This is a genomic window from Streptosporangium roseum DSM 43021 (assembly GCF_000024865.1).
In the GTDB taxonomy this organism is placed as follows: Bacteria; Actinomycetota; Actinomycetes; order Streptosporangiales; family Streptosporangiaceae; genus Streptosporangium; species Streptosporangium roseum.
This window is the reverse complement of record NC_013595.1, coordinates 5844602-5861793: the sequence shown is the minus strand read 5'-3', so window position 1 is coordinate 5861793 and position 17192 is coordinate 5844602. Positions and strand designations below refer to the sequence as shown.

Here is a 17192-nt window from a genome sequence, read left to right as displayed (position 1 = left end):
CGGAGGTGACCTGATGGCAACACCGCACAGCGCGATCGGACGAGTGGCGCGCCAACCCGCGGTCTTCGCGGCCCTCGTCCTGGTGACCGGAGTGATCACCGGCATGGTGCTCTGCTCCCGGGCCGGCCTCTTCGGCCTGACCTTCGACTCCGTGGTGGCCCGGTCACCCAACAGCTACGGCATCCCTCTCGATCACCCGGCGTTCACGGAGATGACCCGGCCGGGCGTCATGGCCTCGGCGGGCGACCTGCGGTTCATCGACGGTTCCCCCGACACCGGCCAGTACCTCCGGCAGGCCCTGACCACCTTCCCCGGCTTCGTGGTGACCGCCGGCGCGTTCTTCCTGCTGTGGCGGCTGCTGTGGCGCGCCCGCGGCGGCGTCTACATTCCGCAGGCCGCGCGTCAGGTGCGTTTCTTGGGCTGGTGGCTGCTGGTCGGTGGTCTTCTGGCTCCCCAGATCGAGAACTTCGCGACGATGAGGCTGCTGGACACGCTGGCCGTGGACGAGGCCACCTATTGGGTGAGGGAGATCCCGCTGGTCGTCCCGCTCGTCGGGCTTGGACTGCTGGCGCTGGCGGGTGTCCTGCGCGACGGGGTGCGGATGCGCGACGACCTGGAAGGGACCGTCTGATGTCGCCCGCCGAGATGGACGCCCACGCCATTACCGTCCACCTCGACCGGCTCCTGGCCGAGCGCGGCATGACGCTCACCGAGCTGGCCGACCGGGTCGGGGTGACCGTGGTCAACCTGTCCATCCTGAAGAACGGCCGGGCCAAGGCCGTCCGGTTCACCACGCTGACCAAGATCTGCGAAGTGCTCGACTGCCAGCCAGGTGATCTGCTCGGCTATCACCCCGGGGAGACACGATGAGCGGACGAGCTGTCCGGAGGTCGCCGGTCGGCGCCGACGGGACAGGGCTCAAGCCGCTTGCATCGGAGTCCACCCCGGGGTGAGCCGGGGCGGACCGCCGGGGGGCGTCTGCCGGCGGCCGGCCCTGGAGGGGCGCCGTCCGTTTCACGGTCCCCGGAGTGGCGCGTGCGCGGTGCGCGGCAGGTGGATCGCCATCTCGCGGGGGAAGGGCGGCGCCCTGCCGCCGGCTGACGGACGGTCGTCCGTCAGATGTCCTCCTGTCGCGGTGCGAGCTGGGCGTCCAGGGTGGAACACAGTTGGGCCAGGACGGTCTCGAGCTGGTGAAGCAGCTCGGGCGGGTACTGGGCCAAGATGGTGTCCTGGCGTTCGTTGACGGGGGCGAAGAACTCCTCGGCGAGCTCCTTGACCTGCGCGCTGCTGTGCAGGGTGACGATCCGCCGGTCGGTGTGTCCGCGGGTGCGGGTGACGTACCCGGCCTGTTCGAGGCGGTTCAGCAGCGCGGTCATGGCCCCCGAGGACAGTGAGATGCGTCTGCTGAGGAGGGCGGGGGAGAGCGGGACGCCGCTCTCCGCGGCGGAGGCGATCTCCAGCAGGGCGAAGGCGTCGGTGGAGTGCACCCCCAACCGGGCTGCGAAGCGACGGCCCAGTTCGGTGAAGCTCGCGCCGTAGGCCCTGAGCCCTTCCGCCAGCCGTTCGCGCTGCGCCGCGACGTCGCCGAGCACCGGCTCCTCCATCTGGGCCCTCCGCCTTCTCCGAAGCCGGCGATCTGCGCCGGTGACACATGTTGACAACCTACCGCCAACCAATCTACCTTTCTCGCAAAGTTGCTCCATCGTGGAGTTACTTTAAGATGAAGGTAGATGGATGGATACGTCTTCCCCTCCCCAGCCCTCTGACCGGGGAGCACAGCGCGGCACGACCGCATCCCCCCGCCTCCGTGGCGGCGCGACGGCCGCGCCCCTCCTGTCCGGGCGCACGGCGGGCATCGTTCTGGCCGCGATCCTCGTCGCGGACTTCATGGAGCTCCTCGACGCCACGATCGTCAGCGTGGCGGCCCCGGCGATCGCCGAGGATCTGGGCGCCGGCGTGGCGGCCCTGCAGTGGATGCTGGCCGGGTACACGCTCGCCGCCGGAGCAGGCCTGATCACCGGCGGCCGCATCGGCGACCAGTTCGGACGCCGTCGCGTGTTCCTCCTCGGACTGGCCGCGTTCATGCTGGCCTCGGCCGGCTGCGGGCTGGCGCCGGACTCCGGCGTGCTGATCGGCATGCGGGTCGCCCAGGGCCTGGCAGCCGGACTGATGATCCCGCAGGTGTTCGGCATCATCCGCGCCTCGTTCGAGCCCGGCGCACGCGCGAAGGCGCTCGGCGCCTACGGCGCCGTGCTGGGCCTGGCCTCGGTGGCCGGACCGCTGCTCGGTGGAGTCCTGGTCGAAGCCGACCTCTTCGGCCTGGGCTGGCGGGCGATCTTCTGGGTCAACGTTCCGATCGCGATCATCGCTCTGATCGTGGGAGTCCGATTCATGCCCGAGTCCCGCGTGCCGGGCAACGCCCGGCTGGACCTGGCGGGCGCGGTCCTCGCCGCCGCCGCCGTGGTGCTCCTGCTCCTGCCCCTCATGCAAGGACGCGACTGGGGCTGGCCCTGGTGGGGCTTCCTCATCCTGGCGCTCTCGGTGCCGGTCACGGCCCTGTTCCTCATCCGGCAGCGGCGATTGGTCGCACGCGGCGGGCAGCCGATCCTCGATCCCGGCCTTCTGCGGGTACGGGCCTTCGCCGGAGGCCTGTCCGCCTCCCTGCTGTTCTTCGGAGCACTCGGCTCCTTCTTCCTGCTGCTGTCGCTCTACCTTCAGCTGGGCACTGGACGTACCGCGCTCGAAACCGGTCTGGTGATCCTGCCCTATGCCGTCGGCTCGATCATCACTTCCGGGATCGGTGTCCAGTTCGCCCACCGCGCTCTGCTCGTATCGGGCTCGCTGGTCCTGGCCGCGTCCCAGGTCGCTCTGCTTCTCATCGTCCGTGGCGGCGCCGAACCCTCCTACTGGGCACTCGCCGCGCCGCTGTTCGTAGGCGGCCTGGGGCTGGGACTCACCGCCCCGTCCCTGATCAACGTCGTTCTCGCCGGCGTGCCCGCCAAAGACGCCGGTGCCGCGGGCGGTGTCCTCACCACCGTCGGCCAGGTCGGCAACGCGCTCGGCGTCGCCGTACTCGGCGTCGTGTTCTTCACCCGGCTGGAAAGCTCCCTCACCGGCGGAGGCACCGGCCTCATCGCCTACGGCGACGCCCTGGCCACGATCCTGCCCTGGCAGGTCGCCTGCTACATCGGCGCGGCCGCACTCATGCTCCTGCTCCCCAAGCGCGCGAACGCCTCACACGAGTGACCGCGAGCACGCCGCAGGCCGCGACACAGCCTCTCGTACGGCCGGACACGGTCGACACCGTCCTCGCCACCCCGACCCGGACAGCTTCCAAGGAGATCTGATGACCGACGCGCCCCGCGCCACCGTCGACCCGTTCGCCGTCACCATCCGCGGAGTCGGCGAACCCCACCCCGCTCGCGCCGCTCTGCGCGCCGCAGGTCCCATCGTCCGGGCCGAGGCCCCGGCCGGCGGCCCGGCGTGGATCGTCACCGACGACGCGCTGGCCCGGGAGGTCTTCGTCCACCCCCGCATTGTGAAGGACCCGGCCTGCGCGCCGGAGAGCTGGGACCCGCGGACCGCGGGTCTCGAACCGACTGCCGCCGTGCAACCCTCGCTCACCACCTTCGACGGCCCGGCGCACGAGCGGCTGCGCCGAGCACACGCCCCGCTCTTCACGGCCCGGCGGATGCGCGACTACTCCGAACGGATCACGGCGTTCGCCCGCGAGCTGCTCACCGAGCTCGCCGACACCGGTGAGACGGTGGATCTGATGGCCGACTTCACCACACGGTTCCCTCTCACCGTGGTCTGCAACGTGCTCGGCGTACCGCTCGACCGGACCGACCAGGCCATCGCGGCCTGCCGGGGCATGTTCAGCGACGACCCGGGGGAGGTGGGGGCGGCGATGGCCGCCTTCGGGGAACTGGCCGCCGCCGCGCTGAGCGACGGCCGGGACGGTCTCGCCGTCGAGCTGCGCGATCGGGTCCCCGACGACATCACCGAGACACAGCTGCACTACCTGCTCTTCACGCTGATCTACGCCGGACAGCTCACCACCGACCCGTCGCTGGGATTTCTGCTCGCGCGGGTCTTCGAGGCCGACCGCACCGCGGCGGAGGGGACCACGACCGAGGAGTTCGTCCGGGAGACGCTGCGCCTGCACTCGCCGGCCCCCTTCAGCCTCTGGCGGTTCACCTCGGCCGACATCGAGCTCGCCGGGGTGCGGCTCCCCGCTCGCTCGCCGGTGCTCGTCGACATCCAGGGCATCAACACCGATCCCGGCCGGTCGATCGGACCGGACCTCACCTTCGGCGCCGGCCCGCACTACTGCACCGGCGCTCAGCTCGCCCAGCTCGAGCTGAGCGCGGTCGTGAAGGTCCTGCGGGCCGACTTCCCCGACGCATGCCTCGCGGTGCCGTTCGCCGAGCTCCGGCAGACCGACCTCGGCGGCATACAGGGGAGCCGCTTGACCGCTCTGCCGGTGAATCTGCGGGGCTGATGCCCCACGGCATCCGACGCGCCCCGAGTGAGCGGGGGCTGACTCCCTGAGCCGGGTCCCGGCTCTGGAGAGGGCGCCCCTCCTCGGATCGCGATCCGAGGAGAGGCACAACGCCACGCGTCACCTCACCTCACGGGCCGCGCGGGGGAGAGGTGAGAAGCGCGCGCCCCTCCTGCCGGCCCGTGAGGCGCTTGACGCGGGAAACCGGTCAAGCGATCTTCCCGTGCTCCGGCGCCAGCCACTCCGCGATGTCGGCGACGACGGCCGGGTCCACGTGTTGCGGGGGTTCGTACTCCGCGGGCGTGGACGGACCCGCGCCGGGAAAGAACAGGTGGTTGTCGGCGTCGTAGACGCGGATCGTGACATCCGGCCGGTGAGCGAGGCCGGCCTTCCACCCTGACAGATCGTCGGCCACCGTCACTTGATAGTCGCGGCCGCCCTGGAGGATGAACATCGGCTTGTCCAGCGCCGCCGCGGTGGCGACCGGGTCGTAGCCGCGCAGATCCAGCCAGTACGCCGCCGGCCAGCCGAACAGCAGCGCCTCGGTCGGCGTCGACGGTGACAGGTCGGGACCGGCGACCATCGCGGCCTGCCGCGTGAACGCCTCGACGGCCGCCTCCGTCGCCGGTCCGGGATCCAGCGAGGCGAGGTAACGGATGACGCGGATGGCGGCCTGGTGCATCGGCTGCGTATCGCCGGCCATGATCACCAAACCGGCGACGGACGCCTCGGCAGCCGCGACACGCGGCGCGACCTTACCGCCCATGCTGTGGCCGAGAACGAAGACGCGGGCGGGGTCCACGCCCGGCTGCCGCTGGAGAAGCCGGACGGCGGCGACCGCGTGCGGCACGTACTCGTCGGTCATCGTGAAGCCGGCTGCGTTCGCCACCTGTTCGCTGTGGGTGTGGGTCACCTTGTCGAACCGCAACACCGCGACACCGCGACCGGCCAACCCCCAGGCCAGGTCCTTGAGTGGTTTGTTGGCTCCGCTGGTGGCGTCGCGGTCGAAGGGCCCGCCCCCGCCGAGCAACACGACGCCCGCTCGCGGGCCGGGCCCATGCGGCAGGCTCACCGTGCCGGCCACGGCGAGAGGGCCGTCGCCGACCGTGACGTCGTGCTCGTCGAACCTCGCCGGGTCGGCGTACGGCGGAGGCGTCCAGGGCGCGGTGATAGCGGTAAGCCGCAGATCGTGCAGCATGCCGTCGTGGTCAACCGCCACCACCACGGTGAGTCCCGCGTGCTCGCAGGCCACCGGGACACTCACACGGACCAGCCCCGCCTGGGCCGGCTCGCTCACCGGCTCCCCGACAGTGCCAACCGGTCCGCGCCTGCCCATCTCGGCTGTCCAGGCGGCCTGCAACACCTCGGCGCCGACCAACGCTCGCAGCGAGGGCGTGAAGAGCCGTTCGATGTCGGCGAAGCGTCCCTCACATGCCATCTCGACAACCGCGACGGCGGTCGCTGCCGGGTCGGTTCCCATCGTCATCTCCGCCCCTACCTTTCTCGTTGTTTGAGAAAGGTAGCACGATATGAGATCGTAAGGAGGTGAACACGTTCGAGCTTCTGGGGCACCCGGTACGGCTACGCGTTGTGCACGCGATGCGCGGAGGGCGGACGCTGACGACCTCCCAGCTGTGCGCCCGCATTCCCGACGTCTCGAAGGCCACCGTCTACCGGCACGTCGACTTGCTCGCCGCCGGGGGAGTCCTGGAGGTGGCCGACGAGCAGCGAGTGCGCGGCGCGGTGGAGCGCCGATACCGACTGCGTCAGGACCGGGCGTCGATCGACCCCGACACGATCGAGTCGGCGTCACTCGACGATCACCGGCACGCGTTCGCCGCGGCGGCGGCCAGCCTGCTCGCCGAGTTCAACGCCTACCTCGACCGAGACCACGCCGACCCGGCGGCAGACCTCGTCGGCTACCGGCAGCATGCTGTCTGGCTCAGCCGAGCCGAACTCCTTGAGATGATCGGCGAACTGCGCGGCGCGATCGCGCCCCGGCTGGCGAACCAATCCACGCCCGACCGCGCGCAATACCTGCTCAGCCCGATTCTGTTCCCGATCGAGGAACCGTCCCCCGCCCCCGACGCCGGTTGAGTCACCACCGCACGCACGCGCTGCCGGCCTGATTCGTTGTTCCTGATCTGCGGAATCTCACCGGTGGGCGTCGGGGACGAGGACGACCTTGCCCGTCGTCGCCCGCGACTCCAGGGCGGCGTGCGCCGCGGCCGTCTGCGACAGGGGGAAGCTCTGAAAGGCGGGCAGCAGAATCCCGTCGGCGGCCGCCGCGAGTGCGCGAGCCGCGTCGGCGGATCCGTCCTGACCCTCCAGCAGCAGCATCAGCGCGTCGGTGAAGCGCACGCCGCGCTCCTTCAGCTCCGTCTCATCGGGACGGAACTCCTCCCGCGAGGCCGCGCCGATGGTGATGTAGCGCCCTCCCTCGGCCAGCAGCCCGAAGGCGGCGCGCCCCTTGTCACCCTCGACACCGTCCAGAACGACCGTGAGGCCGCGACCGCCCAGGGTGTCGCGGACGGTGTCCGCCCAGTCCGGCAGGTTGTAGTCGACGGCGATGTCGGCTCCGAGCTCTCGCACGGCCGCCGTCTTCGCCGGTCCGCCCGCCGCGCCGATGACCGTGGCGCCGAGGCGGTGGGCGAACTGGACGACCAGGCGGCCGATGCCACCGGCCGCGGAGGTGATCAGGACCACGTCGTCGGAGGTGAGATCGGCGATGTCGAGCAGGCCGACGGTGGTGGTGCCGGTGACGACCATGGTGACGGCGGCCTCGTACCCCAGCCCGGCCGGAATCCGGTGCAGGGACGAGACTCCGGCGACGGCGAGCTCGGCGTAGCCTCCCGGCCTGCCCTGCGCGGTCACCACCTCGGCGCCGATCCAGGCCTCGTCCACGTCCGGCCCGACCGCCTCGACGACGCCGGCCACCTCTCCCCCGAAGATCGCCGGGAGTTCGGGAAGCGGCGGACCGATCTCCAGCCCTTCCCGCATCGCTGTCTCGATCTGGTGGACTCCCGCGGCCCTCACCGAGACGCGGACCTCGCCCGGCCCCGGTACGGGATCGGGCACGGTCTCATAGCGGAGGTTCTCGGCGGGCCCGAACACGTGCAGTACGACGGCGCGCATGACCGTTCCTTCCGGTAGATCTACTGAAGAACACCCAGTCTTCAACCTCTACTTAACTTGAGGTCAAGTCTCGCACCGCGCCCCGGCGGAGATGCCCCCCACATGAGGCGTTTCCGTCCCTCCGCTCCCACCATGACGACCTCATCAAACCGGCCGCCGGCCGCCCCGATCGTCTGAGCCTCTCCGGACGGCGCGGCACGCATACGGCCGCCGGAGGGCACGGGCATTCAACCGGCCACATGGGCGCACCTCCCATAAACCCGTTGGTATCAACATCGAACGGCCCGCTAGCCTGCGAAGAGATCATCCAGCAGGAAGGCGTCCCTCATGCCCCAGCAGGTAGCACCCGGCCTCCTCTCGTGGGCCAGCGACATCGAGCCCGGTACGGTCGAACAGGCCGCCCGCGCCGCCCGCCTGCCCTTCGTCCCGAGTCATGTCGCGCTGATGCCCGACGCGCACGTCGGCATGGGCGCCACGGTCGGCTCCGTCATCCCCACCCAGGGCGCGATCATCCCCTCGGCCGTGGGAGTCGACATCGGCTGCGGCATGGTCGCCACCGAGACCGACCTGACCGCCGCGGACCTGCCCGGCGGCCTGGCCGTGCTGATGCCGCTCGTCGAGCAGCGCATCCCGGCCGGCGTCGGCAAGGGGCACGACGACCCCCGCGTGGACGCCTTCCTCGGCCAGGTCGGGACGCCGCACACCTCCCTGACCGGCAAGCAGGAGAGCACGACCATCTCCCAGTTCGGCACGCTCGGCTCCGGCAACCACTTCGTCGAGGTGTGCCTCGACGAGCGCGACCACGTCTGGACCGTCCTGCACTCGGGATCGCGGGGCATCGGCAACCAGCTCGCGCAGCGGCACATCGGCGAGGCCAAGAAGCTGATGAAGCAGTACTTCATCACCCTCGAAGACCCCGACCTGGCCTACCTCGTTCAGGGCACCCCGCAGTTCACCGCCTACATCGAGGACATGCTGTGGGCCCAGCGGTACGCCATGGCCTCGCGCGCCCGCATGGCCGAGGTCCTCGTGGCGTCGCTGTTCGAGATCGTCGGACACGGCTCCGCGCTCCGGACGATCAACGCCCACCACAACTTCACCCAGCAGGAACGCCACCACGGCCGTGATGTGTGGATCACCCGCAAGGGAGCCATCAAGGCCGCCGGAGGCGACGAGGGGATCATCCCGGGGTCGATGGGCACCCGCTCCTACATCGTGACCGGCCTGGGCAACCCGGCCTCCTACAACTCCTGCTCCCACGGAGCCGGCCGTCGCATGTCCCGTACCGAGGCCCGCAAGAAGCTCACCGCCGCCAGCCTCACCGAGGCCATGGACGGCCGGACGTGGAACGCCGACCGCGCGGAAGCCCTGGTCGACGAGCACCCCGAGGCCTACAAGTCGATAGATCAGGTGATGGCGGATCAGCGCGACCTCGTCACCGTGCAGCACACGCTGCGGCAGATCTTCAACTACAAGGGGTGACTTCTGGCGGTCCCGGCTGCTGCGGGCGCGGGCGCTCGGTGACCGGCGGCCACCGCTCCTGCCGGAGCGCGGTTTCGGTCAGGAGACAGGCTCACCGGTCAAGTTGGGCCTTCTCAGCGGCCCGTCCGGCGGGTTATCAAGAGCCGGAGAGCACACGCGCGCCACCCCCGCTCACGGCCACCGCTCCGATGTGGACGAAGGTTGACATGCGCCGGTTATGGACAGTGATCGTACGGACGCTCTGCGCCGCGGCCCTGGCCGCGACCGGGCTCGTCGCGGCCGCCACGGACGCCACGGCGGCCGAGCCCGGCCGCTGGGGATTCGCTGTCGTCAGGAACGGCCCCGTCGCGGACCCCCTGCGCCAGGCGGGCTCCTGGCCGGACGGGTTCACGGTCGAGGCCACCCCGGGCGGCCCCGGTCAGGTGTTCGTGAAGTTCCCGCAGATCGGCATGGCCACCGGGGGAGTCGCCCACGTCACGGCGATCTCCCAGTCCGCCGACTGGTGCCAGGTCCAGGGCTGGTGGCAGTCGGGCACCGACGAGATCGTGGCGGTGCAGTGCCACCGGTACGGCGTGGGCCCGATCGCCTCATGGTTCTCCGTCACCTTCGGGCACAGTGCCCAGTACCTGCCCGCGCCCCAGGCGTTCGGATACGTGCACTGGGACGGCTCCGCCGTGGCCGCGCGGTTCAACTCCTCGGCGCCGGCCGCCGTGAACACCGCCGAGCCGTGGACGGCCCCGGGATCGTGGCGGGTCACCCTGCCGGGGCTCGGCTCGGCGGGCCACGCCGGGAACATCCAGGTCACCGCGGTCGACCCCGCCGTACCGGCCCGCTGCAAGCTGGGCGGATGGAACGCGACGACGGCCGCGCAGAGCATCCTGGTGCGCTGCTACGACGCCACCGGCACGCCGTTGAACACCGGGTGGAGCCTGACCTACCAACGCGAGCGGGCCATCACGTGGACGCCCCCGTCGTACCGCTTCGCCTACACCTTCGACAACGTCCCCGACACCACGGGCCCCTACGTGCCGACGCCGTACCCTGTCAGCTACAACTCGCGGTCCTCGGGCGTGCAGCTCAGCAGGTACGCGGTCGCCAGGAAGCAGGTGATCTTCGGTGACGTCCAGGGATACCGGGACAACGTCCAGGTCACCGCGTTCGGCTACGGCCCGGAGTTCTGCAACCTGTTCGCCCCCTGGGAGCTGTACTCGACGTTCGTGAGAATCCGCTACGTCACCTGCTACAACGGTGCCGTCCAGGTCGACCATCCGGCGATGATCACGTACGTGGCCCGCTAGCCGTGCCGCCGACGACCATCGTTTACGCCTGGGGCCGGGGCTTCTGCCTGAGACGTTCGTAGGAGGTCCGGCCGCCGAGGCCGCCGTGGGGTCGATGGTGGTCGTAGCGGTTCTCCCGTTTACATCCGGGCGTACGCCCGTACCGATCCGGGCAACGCTGTTCGCGCCAGGCCGCCCTGTCGGAAGCGGGCTGCCCCCTTGACCTCCGGGGAGCCGCCCTCATCCGCGGGAACGGCCAGGGCCGGGGGCCGATTCCCCGGGGGCCGTGAGTGGCAGCGGCTCCTGCGCGACACCGGCGATGACCGTGGCCACGACCTTGTGGACGGTTCCAGCCTCCGGCGGAGGGCTCTTCCGGTCGGCGAACAGCATGTGCGCGGCCCCGATCAGCGTGGGAGCGAGCGTGTCGACGTCGGCATCCTCCGCGACGCGGCCCAGTTCCCGCTCGGCGGTGAGGTAGGAGGCGATCATGGCCGCGGCTTCCGTCAGGATCGGGACGCCGGTCGGCCTGGCCTGGCGCAGCCGGGCGCGCAGGTCATCCCGGGAGGTGACGAGGCCGACGATCGCCACGGCGACCGACTCGAACAGGGCGGTCAGCGCGCCGGTGAGGTTGCCGGCGACGGTGCCGGTCCCGGCGGAGTCGCGCAGGGCGGCGGCCTGGCCGTCGATCCGGGCGACGCGGTCCAGCACGAGCTCGGCGAGGAAGGCGTCGAAGTCGGCGAAGTGCCGGTGCAGGACGCCCTTGGCGCAGCCTGCCTCCGTGGTGACCGCCCGGCTGGTCAGCCCGCTCGGCCCGTCCCGGAGCAGGACGCGTTCGGCGGCGTCGAACAGCTGGTCGCGCACGTCGTGGAGGGTCACGCCTGTCGGCACCGTGCATCTCTCCTTTTCTCGCTCCGCCGCACCCGATTGACGAGTGGGCATGTGCCCACTTATTGTGGGCACATGCCCACTATACCGCCGGAGCGCGCACATTCCTCCGAACTCAAACCTCATCAAGCCCGGCAGATAGCGGAGTCGTTCGGCTCGGACCCCGCACGCTACGACCGGGCCAGGCCCCGCTATCCCGACGCGATGGTGGAGCGGATCGTCGCCGAGAGCCCCGGGCCCGACTTTCTCGACGTCGGCATCGGTACCGGCGTCGCGGCCCGGCAGTTCCAGGCGGCCGGCTGCGGGGTGCTCGGGGTCGAGGTCGACGCGCGGATGGCCGGGTGGGCGCGGGAGCGCGGATTCGAGGTCGAGGTGGCGGCGTTCGAAGCCTGGGCCCCTGCCGGCCGGGCATTCGATGCCGTCGTCTCCGGGCAGACCTGGCACTGGGTGGATCCGGTCGCGGGAGCGGCGAAGGCGGCCGAGGCGCTGCGGCCCGGTGGCCGGCTGGCGGTTTTCTGGAACGTGGGCCAACCCCCGCCCGACGTGGCCGAAGCCCTCTCCGCCGTCTACCGCCGGATGATGCCCGGCTCGCTCGCTTCCCGCCAGTGGACGGCCGACTCGGACGGATACTCGGTCCTGTGCGCCGGGGCGGCCGACGGCATCCGGGAGGTGGGTGCGTTCGGCGAGCCGGAGCAGTGGCGATTCGACTGGGAGCGCTCATACACCCGGGACGAGTGGCTGGACCAGCTGCCCACCACCGGCGGCCACACCCGGCTCTCGCCGGCCAAGCTGGAGGAGGTGCTGGCCGGCGTCGGCGCCGCCGTCGACGCGATGGGAGGCGGTTTCACGATGCGTTACACCACGGCGGTGGTCACCGCGGCGCGGACCGGTGCCGCCTGACCTCGCACCACGGTCCGCCCGCTGCTCGCCGTGGTGCCGGTCGATCCGGCCGGCGCCGCCGGTGAGCCCGCCAGGGGCCGTCGGCCCGGCGGGTGGCAGGGATCTGGATCTTGTGGATGGCGGCACCGATGCTCTATAAAGAGTAGTACTACAGCCTGTAGTTTCTGCGGAGGTCGCCGATGCGGGTGCTTGTGGCGGGGGCCGGGATCAGCGGGCTCGCGGCGGCGCGGGGATTGATCGCCGCGGGGCACCAGGTGGTGGTGCTGGAGCAGGCGGCGGGGCTGCGTCTCGGGGGTGGGGCCATCACCCTGTGGTGCAACGGTACGGCGATCCTCGGGGACCTGGGCGTTGACCTGGAAGGGGTGGGGCAGCGGCTGGCGGCGTTGTGCCTGCGGACCGCCGGCGGCCGCCGGGTGCTGGAGTTCGACCTGGAGACGCTGGCGGAACGGTTCGGGTCGGAGGTGCGGGTGATCCCGCGCGGGTCGCTGATCACCCTCCTGGCGAGCGGGCTGCCGGAGGGGACCGTGCGGTTCGGTGCGCGGGTCGCCGGACTGCGGGCCGGCGGTGACGGCGTACGGGTGTGGACGCGAACAGGTCAGGAGTACAGCGGCGACTTCCTGGTCGGAGCCGACGGTGTGCACTCGCAGGTGCGTGCCCTCGTCCTGGGCGCCGGCCAGGCGGCGCTGACCGGTGTGGCGAGCTGGCAGGGCCTGACGCCGGCCCCCTTCGATCCCGGATCGATCACGACGATGATGATCGGCCGGCAGGGTGACTTCGGGTGCATGGGTGCGGGTGACGGGCTCATGCAGTGGTTCTTCGATGTGCCGTGGTCGCCGGGCGCGCCGCCGGAGGACAGGCCGCTGGAGATGCTGCGCCGCCGGTTCGCGGGGTGGGGCTCGCCGGTCGAGCAGGTTCTGGCGTCGCTGGGGGAGGGCGACGCCGAGGTGTTCCCGCACATCCGGCACAGGGTGCCGCGCCGTTGGGGCGACGGGCGGTGCGTGCTGCTCGGGGACGCGGCGCACGGGATGCCGCCTGTCATGGCGCAGGGCACGAACCAGGCGCTTGAGGACGTGGCGACGCTGGTGGACTGCCTGGGCGCCGTACCCGATCCGGCCGGAGTCGTAGGCGTGTACTCCTCCAGGCGGAGGCGGCAGGCGGCCCTCGCCTCGGCGGTCGCCACGCACAGCCTCGCGGTGTCCGGCCCGAGGGTGTTGATGCAGAGCGAGTTCCTCATGCGCATGAACGGCGTCACGCCGCCGCGTCTTGCCACGCGGGGGTTCGGGCGTCTGCTGCGCACCCTCAGCAACCGGATCTGAGACCGGCGGCATGGGCCCGCTCGTCAAGATCGGTTTCTTGTTGCAAGTAAGTCGCAAGTGCGATTGATATGCAGATGCGCTTAAATTGCAGAAGCTGTCCGAGGTCGGTACTGTGACCTTGTGACCGGAGACTTCGCAGTGTTCCAAGCTTCCCCAGAGGACGGGGACGTGGTCGGTGAGATCCACGCAGAGGCCTGGAGGGCTGCCTACGCCCGCTTCTTCGCCCCGGAGTTCTTCGCCGAAGCGCTGCGGCAGCGGCGCGGCAAATGGCGCGACATGCTCGCCGACGACAACGGCAGGACCGCCATGCTCGCCGCGTTGGACGGGCGACGGCTGGCCTTCTCCTACTTCGGCTCCTCGCCGGCACAGCTGGAGTCGGCGGAGATCTTCGGCTTCTACGGGCACCCGGATGGCTGGGGGAGCGGTGTCGCGAATGCCCTGGTGACCGCTTCCCTGCACATGATCCGCGAGAAAGGCTTCGGGCGGGTCCATCTGTGGACGCTACGTGACACGCCCCAGTCGCGCCGCTTCTACACCAAGAGCGGCTTCGCGGAGTCAGGTGCGGTCCGCGGCCACGACTTCGGTGACGGCAACCTCATCGAGCAGGTCGAGTACGAGCTGATCTTCCGCTGATCCGATCCTCGCTCGCCCCGGGGCCGACGGACGGCGGCGCGCCCAGAGGATCGATGCGTCACTACCGCCGAGGCGCCGTCGTGCGGGAACCGAGCTGTTCGCCGAGGTCACGTGCGCGCCGGAGGGCGTGCGCGTACTCACTCTCACTGCGGCCGGCCTGTCCGGCGAGTGCGGGAACGCTGGATGCCAGGGTCAGGCTGTTGGTGATCACGGTGACGGCCATCCCCATCTCCTCTCCCAGGATCAGCTCCAGGACGGGAGTCGCGTGGTCGCGTCCCTCGTTCACCGTTCCACTGTCGTAGTTGCCGCCCCGGATGGCGACCAGCACCGCCGGCCGACCGGCCAGCGGGGCGGATGAGATCGCCGACGGCGCCGTCCGTCCTGGGACGTGAATGTGGTCGAGCCAGGCTTTGAGGCTGGAGGGCAGCGAATAGTTGTACAGCGGGACGCCGATCAGGAGCACGTCTGCCCCCAGCAACTCGTCGATGAGACGCCGCTGGAGGTCCTCGGCGGCCGGTTCCGGGCTCGCGTCCGCCGCCCGCAGGCCCGCTGCCCAGTGCAGGCTCGCATCGGCCAGATGCGGTAGCGGGTCGGTGTGCAGGTCGCGATGGATCACCACGTTGCCCGGCCCGGCCTCACGGAAGGCCGACGCGAAAGCCGCGGTGATAGCCCGTGACCGTGACGTCGAGCGATCGGCCGAGGAATCCAGATGAAGCAGCGTCGACATGTCAGCGATCCTTCCCGGCGCCATGGCGAGGCGCACGGCGACCGGTGTAGATCATAGCGAACGGGCACGTTTCCTACCTCGGCGACCACCTCTGGAGAACGCCGACGCCGGGGGGCTGCCCGCCAGATCCTCACGCGGGTGCGGTACGGCCGGGGTCCTGTCCGGAGCGGTGTCCGGATACCGCGGTTTCGAGCCCGGCCTCAGGTGAGCGTGCCGGCGTCGACGTGGTAGAGCGCGCTGAAGAGCGGCCAGGTCAGGGTGGCCATCTCGGCCGGTGGCCGCGGGCATCCGCGCTGGAGCCAGTCGGCGGCCACACCGATGAGCGCTCCCGCGGTGAACGCGGCCGGGACGTCGTGCGGGATGTCCGGCGGCGAGCCGGCGAGCTCCGGGAGATCGTTGCCGGAAGCGGCCTGGTGTATGCGGTCGTAGACGGTCGCGGCGATGCGCCGGCGGATGTGGTCGACGAGGCGCGCGCTGCCCTGTGGCCCCAGCAGGGCGCGGTAGAGCCCGGCGTGCTGGGCGAGACTGGCGAAGAACGCCTCCAGCGACTGGGTCGCCTCCGGCGCCGGATCCGCCGAATCGATGCCGGGGGCGGGCAGAGAGCCGATCAAGCCGTCGATCATCGCGGTACAGGCGGTCTCGGCCAGCTCGTGGACGTCCCGGTAGTGGTCGTAGAAGGTCGAGCGGCTCACTCCGGCGCGTTCCGCGACGTCGGCGATGCTGATCCGGGACAGGTCCTGCTCCTCGACGAGCTGGATCAGGGCGCTTGCCAGGGCCGCGTGGGTGCGGCGTACGCGCCGGTCGCCCGATGGGGTGGTGCTGTCTCTGGTCGTGGCCACACCTGTCAGCTTACCGTCAAGCTACACATGCAGGATTTCCTACACGTGTAGGGTAACCTCGGTTGGAGGGGATGATCGAAAGGAGCACGCCATATGCGGACACGTGCGGGCCGGGCCGCTGCTCTCCACCTGAGCGACACCCCACGACCTCGCTCGGGAGCATCCTGATCGTCGGGGCGTCGGCACATCGACACCGACACCGACACGAGCCGATCAGCCGCCTGTTCACAGGCGACCAACCATCCGGATAAAAGGAGATGCCGAATGAGCCTCAACGAGCAGGTTCTGAGCTACCCGATCCCCGCTGACGCGGCGCTGGAGCCACCCGCCGAATGGGCGGAGCTGCGCGGCAAGTGCCCGGTCGCCCACGTGACCTTGCCCAGTGGCGACCGGGCGACGCTGCTGACCCGCTACGCGGACGTCAAGCAGGTGCTCGCCGACCCGCGCTTCACCCGCCAGCTGAACGCGCCCGACGCGGCCAGGCTGTCGGCAGAGGGAGGCGGGGTGTTCAACAGCGAGATAGCGACGATCATCCCGGACGGCGGCGAGGAGCACCAGCACTGGCGGCGCCTGGTCGGCAAGTGGTTCACCGCCAAGCGCATGACAGCCCTGCGGCCCTCGATGACGGAGATCGCCGATCAGCTCATCGACGACATGGTCAAGCGCGGCCTGCCCGGTGACCTCAGGGCCGGCCTGGGCTTCCCCCTGCCGGTGTACGTCATCTGCGACATGCTCGGCGTGCCCGCCGAGGACCGCGACCGGTTCTCCTACTGGTCCGACACGCTGCTCAACCTCACCCGCTACGGCAAGGCCGAGATCGACGCCGCCCAGGGCGAGTTCTTCCAGTACATGTCCGACCACGTCGCCGCCAAGCGGTCCGAGCCGGGGGAGGACCTGCTGAGCGAGCTGATCGCGGCCGGCGGCCCCGAGGACGGCGGGCTGGCCGACATCCAGATCCTGGTCACCGGCATGGCGTTGCTGGTCGCCGGGCACGAGACCACCGCCAACATGATCGGCAAGATGGTCTCCATGCTGCTTGCCGACCGCAGCCGGTGGGAGGCGCTGCTCGCCGACCCGTCGCTGATCCGCACGGCGGTGGAGGAGTCGCTGCGCCTGGACGCCAACTCCGGCTTCGGCCTGCCGCGCTACCTGCGCGAGGAGACCGAGGTCAGCGGCACGGTCCTGCCCCGGGGCACCACCGTGGTGTGCAGCATGGCCGCCGCCAACCGCGACGAGAGCGCCTTCGAGGCCGCCGCCGAGATGGACCTGAGTCGCAGCCCGAACCCGCACCTGTCCTTCGGCAGCGGCGCCCACTCCTGTCTGGGCCAGGCACTGGCCCGCACCGAGCTGCAGGTCGTGCTGGAAGTGCTGCTGCGCAAGCTTCCGACCCTGGAGCTGGCCGTACCGGTGGAGGAGCTGGAGCGGGTGGAGGGGCTGGCCGTCGGCGGCCTGCGCACGGTTCCGGTCCGCTGGTGACTCGGCACCGCCACACCT

General features: G+C 70.7%; 17 protein-coding genes. 11 read left to right on the top strand and 6 right to left on the bottom strand.

The window, feature by feature from the left end:
* Positions 1-13: 13 nt before the first annotated feature.
* A complete protein-coding gene (locus SROS_RS25765; protein ID WP_012891848.1) occupies positions 14-631 on the top strand; it encodes a DUF2975 domain-containing protein in 618 nt (205 codons plus the stop codon).
* Positions 631-870, top strand: coding sequence for a helix-turn-helix domain-containing protein (locus tag SROS_RS25760; protein ID WP_012891847.1), 240 nt, complete (start codon positions 631-633; stop codon positions 868-870). Before SROS_RS25765 ends, SROS_RS25760 begins: the two co-directional genes overlap by 1 nt.
* A 245-nt stretch (positions 871-1115) precedes the next feature.
* On the opposite strand, the gene SROS_RS25755 is transcribed toward SROS_RS25760, so the two are convergent.
* On the bottom strand, positions 1116-1604 hold the full coding sequence (locus tag SROS_RS25755) for a MarR family winged helix-turn-helix transcriptional regulator (RefSeq protein ID WP_012891846.1): 489 nt from the start codon (positions 1602-1604) through the stop codon (positions 1116-1118).
* 130 nt (positions 1605-1734) lie between these two features.
* Between SROS_RS25755 and SROS_RS25750 the strand changes: the two genes are divergently transcribed.
* Both SROS_RS25750 and SROS_RS25745 read left to right on the top strand, forming a co-directional pair.
* A complete protein-coding gene (locus SROS_RS25750; RefSeq protein WP_012891845.1) occupies positions 1735-3246 on the top strand; it encodes an MFS transporter in 1512 nt (503 codons plus the stop codon).
* Between the two features lie 100 nt (positions 3247-3346).
* Positions 3347-4504, top strand: coding sequence for a cytochrome P450 (locus SROS_RS25745; RefSeq protein WP_012891844.1), 1158 nt, complete (start codon positions 3347-3349; stop codon positions 4502-4504).
* A 208-nt stretch (positions 4505-4712) separates the two neighbouring features.
* Here SROS_RS25745 and SROS_RS25740 read toward each other — a convergent pair whose 3' ends face one another.
* Positions 4713-5990, bottom strand: coding sequence for an alpha/beta hydrolase (locus tag SROS_RS25740; RefSeq protein WP_043652944.1), 1278 nt, complete (start codon positions 5988-5990; stop codon positions 4713-4715).
* 59 nt (positions 5991-6049) lie between these two features.
* Here SROS_RS25740 and SROS_RS25735 point away from each other — a divergent pair, with 59 nt between their 5' ends.
* A complete protein-coding gene (locus tag SROS_RS25735) occupies positions 6050-6601 on the top strand; it encodes a helix-turn-helix domain-containing protein (protein ID WP_043652941.1) in 552 nt (183 codons plus the stop codon).
* 57 nt (positions 6602-6658) lie between these two features.
* On the opposite strand, the gene SROS_RS25730 is transcribed toward SROS_RS25735, so the two are convergent.
* Complete coding sequence (locus tag SROS_RS25730) at positions 6659-7639, bottom strand: zinc-binding dehydrogenase (RefSeq protein WP_012891841.1); 981 nt, start codon at positions 7637-7639, stop codon at positions 6659-6661.
* Between the two features lie 327 nt (positions 7640-7966).
* Here SROS_RS25730 and SROS_RS25725 point away from each other — a divergent pair, with 327 nt between their 5' ends.
* Together SROS_RS25725 and SROS_RS25720 are read left to right on the top strand one after the other, a co-directional pair.
* A complete protein-coding gene (locus SROS_RS25725; protein ID WP_012891840.1) occupies positions 7967-9121 on the top strand; it encodes an RtcB family protein in 1155 nt (384 codons plus the stop codon).
* A gap of 206 nt (positions 9122-9327) precedes the next feature.
* A complete protein-coding gene (locus tag SROS_RS25720) occupies positions 9328-10419 on the top strand; it encodes a hypothetical protein (protein ID WP_012891839.1) in 1092 nt (363 codons plus the stop codon).
* Positions 10420-10638: 219 nt separating this feature from the next.
* On the opposite strand, the gene SROS_RS25715 is transcribed toward SROS_RS25720, so the two are convergent.
* Positions 10639-11286: a TetR/AcrR family transcriptional regulator gene (locus tag SROS_RS25715; protein WP_012891838.1), complete on the bottom strand. Its 648-nt coding sequence runs from the start codon at positions 11284-11286 to the stop codon at positions 10639-10641.
* 72 nt (positions 11287-11358) lie between these two features.
* Between SROS_RS25715 and SROS_RS25710 the strand changes: the two genes are divergently transcribed.
* The 3 genes from SROS_RS25710 to SROS_RS25700 all read left to right on the top strand — a co-directional run bounded on the left by SROS_RS25710 (position 11359) and on the right by SROS_RS25700 (position 14132).
* Positions 11359-12183: a class I SAM-dependent methyltransferase gene (locus SROS_RS25710; RefSeq protein WP_012891837.1), complete on the top strand. Its 825-nt coding sequence runs from the start codon at positions 11359-11361 to the stop codon at positions 12181-12183.
* A gap of 179 nt (positions 12184-12362) precedes the next feature.
* Positions 12363-13499 (top strand): FAD-dependent oxidoreductase, encoded by a 1137-nt coding sequence (locus SROS_RS25705; RefSeq protein WP_012891836.1) that lies wholly within the window; start codon positions 12363-12365, stop codon positions 13497-13499.
* Between the two features lie 168 nt (positions 13500-13667).
* Positions 13668-14132, top strand: a complete 465-nt coding sequence (locus tag SROS_RS25700) for a GNAT family N-acetyltransferase (RefSeq protein WP_012891835.1) — start codon at positions 13668-13670, stop codon at positions 14130-14132.
* 61 nt (positions 14133-14193) lie between these two features.
* On the opposite strand, the gene SROS_RS25695 is transcribed toward SROS_RS25700, so the two are convergent.
* Together SROS_RS25695 and SROS_RS25690 are read right to left on the bottom strand one after the other, a co-directional pair.
* Complete coding sequence (locus tag SROS_RS25695; protein WP_218919703.1) at positions 14194-14895, bottom strand: FMN-dependent NADH-azoreductase; 702 nt, start codon at positions 14893-14895, stop codon at positions 14194-14196.
* 164 nt (positions 14896-15059) lie between these two features.
* On the bottom strand, positions 15060-15698 hold the full coding sequence (locus SROS_RS25690) for a TetR/AcrR family transcriptional regulator (RefSeq protein WP_012891833.1): 639 nt from the start codon (positions 15696-15698) through the stop codon (positions 15060-15062).
* Between the two features lie 264 nt (positions 15699-15962).
* Here SROS_RS25690 and SROS_RS25685 point away from each other — a divergent pair, with 264 nt between their 5' ends.
* Entirely contained in the window at positions 15963-17174 is a 1212-nt protein-coding gene (locus SROS_RS25685; RefSeq protein ID WP_012891832.1) for a cytochrome P450, read from the top strand.
* The last annotated feature ends 18 nt before the right edge of the window (positions 17175-17192 follow it).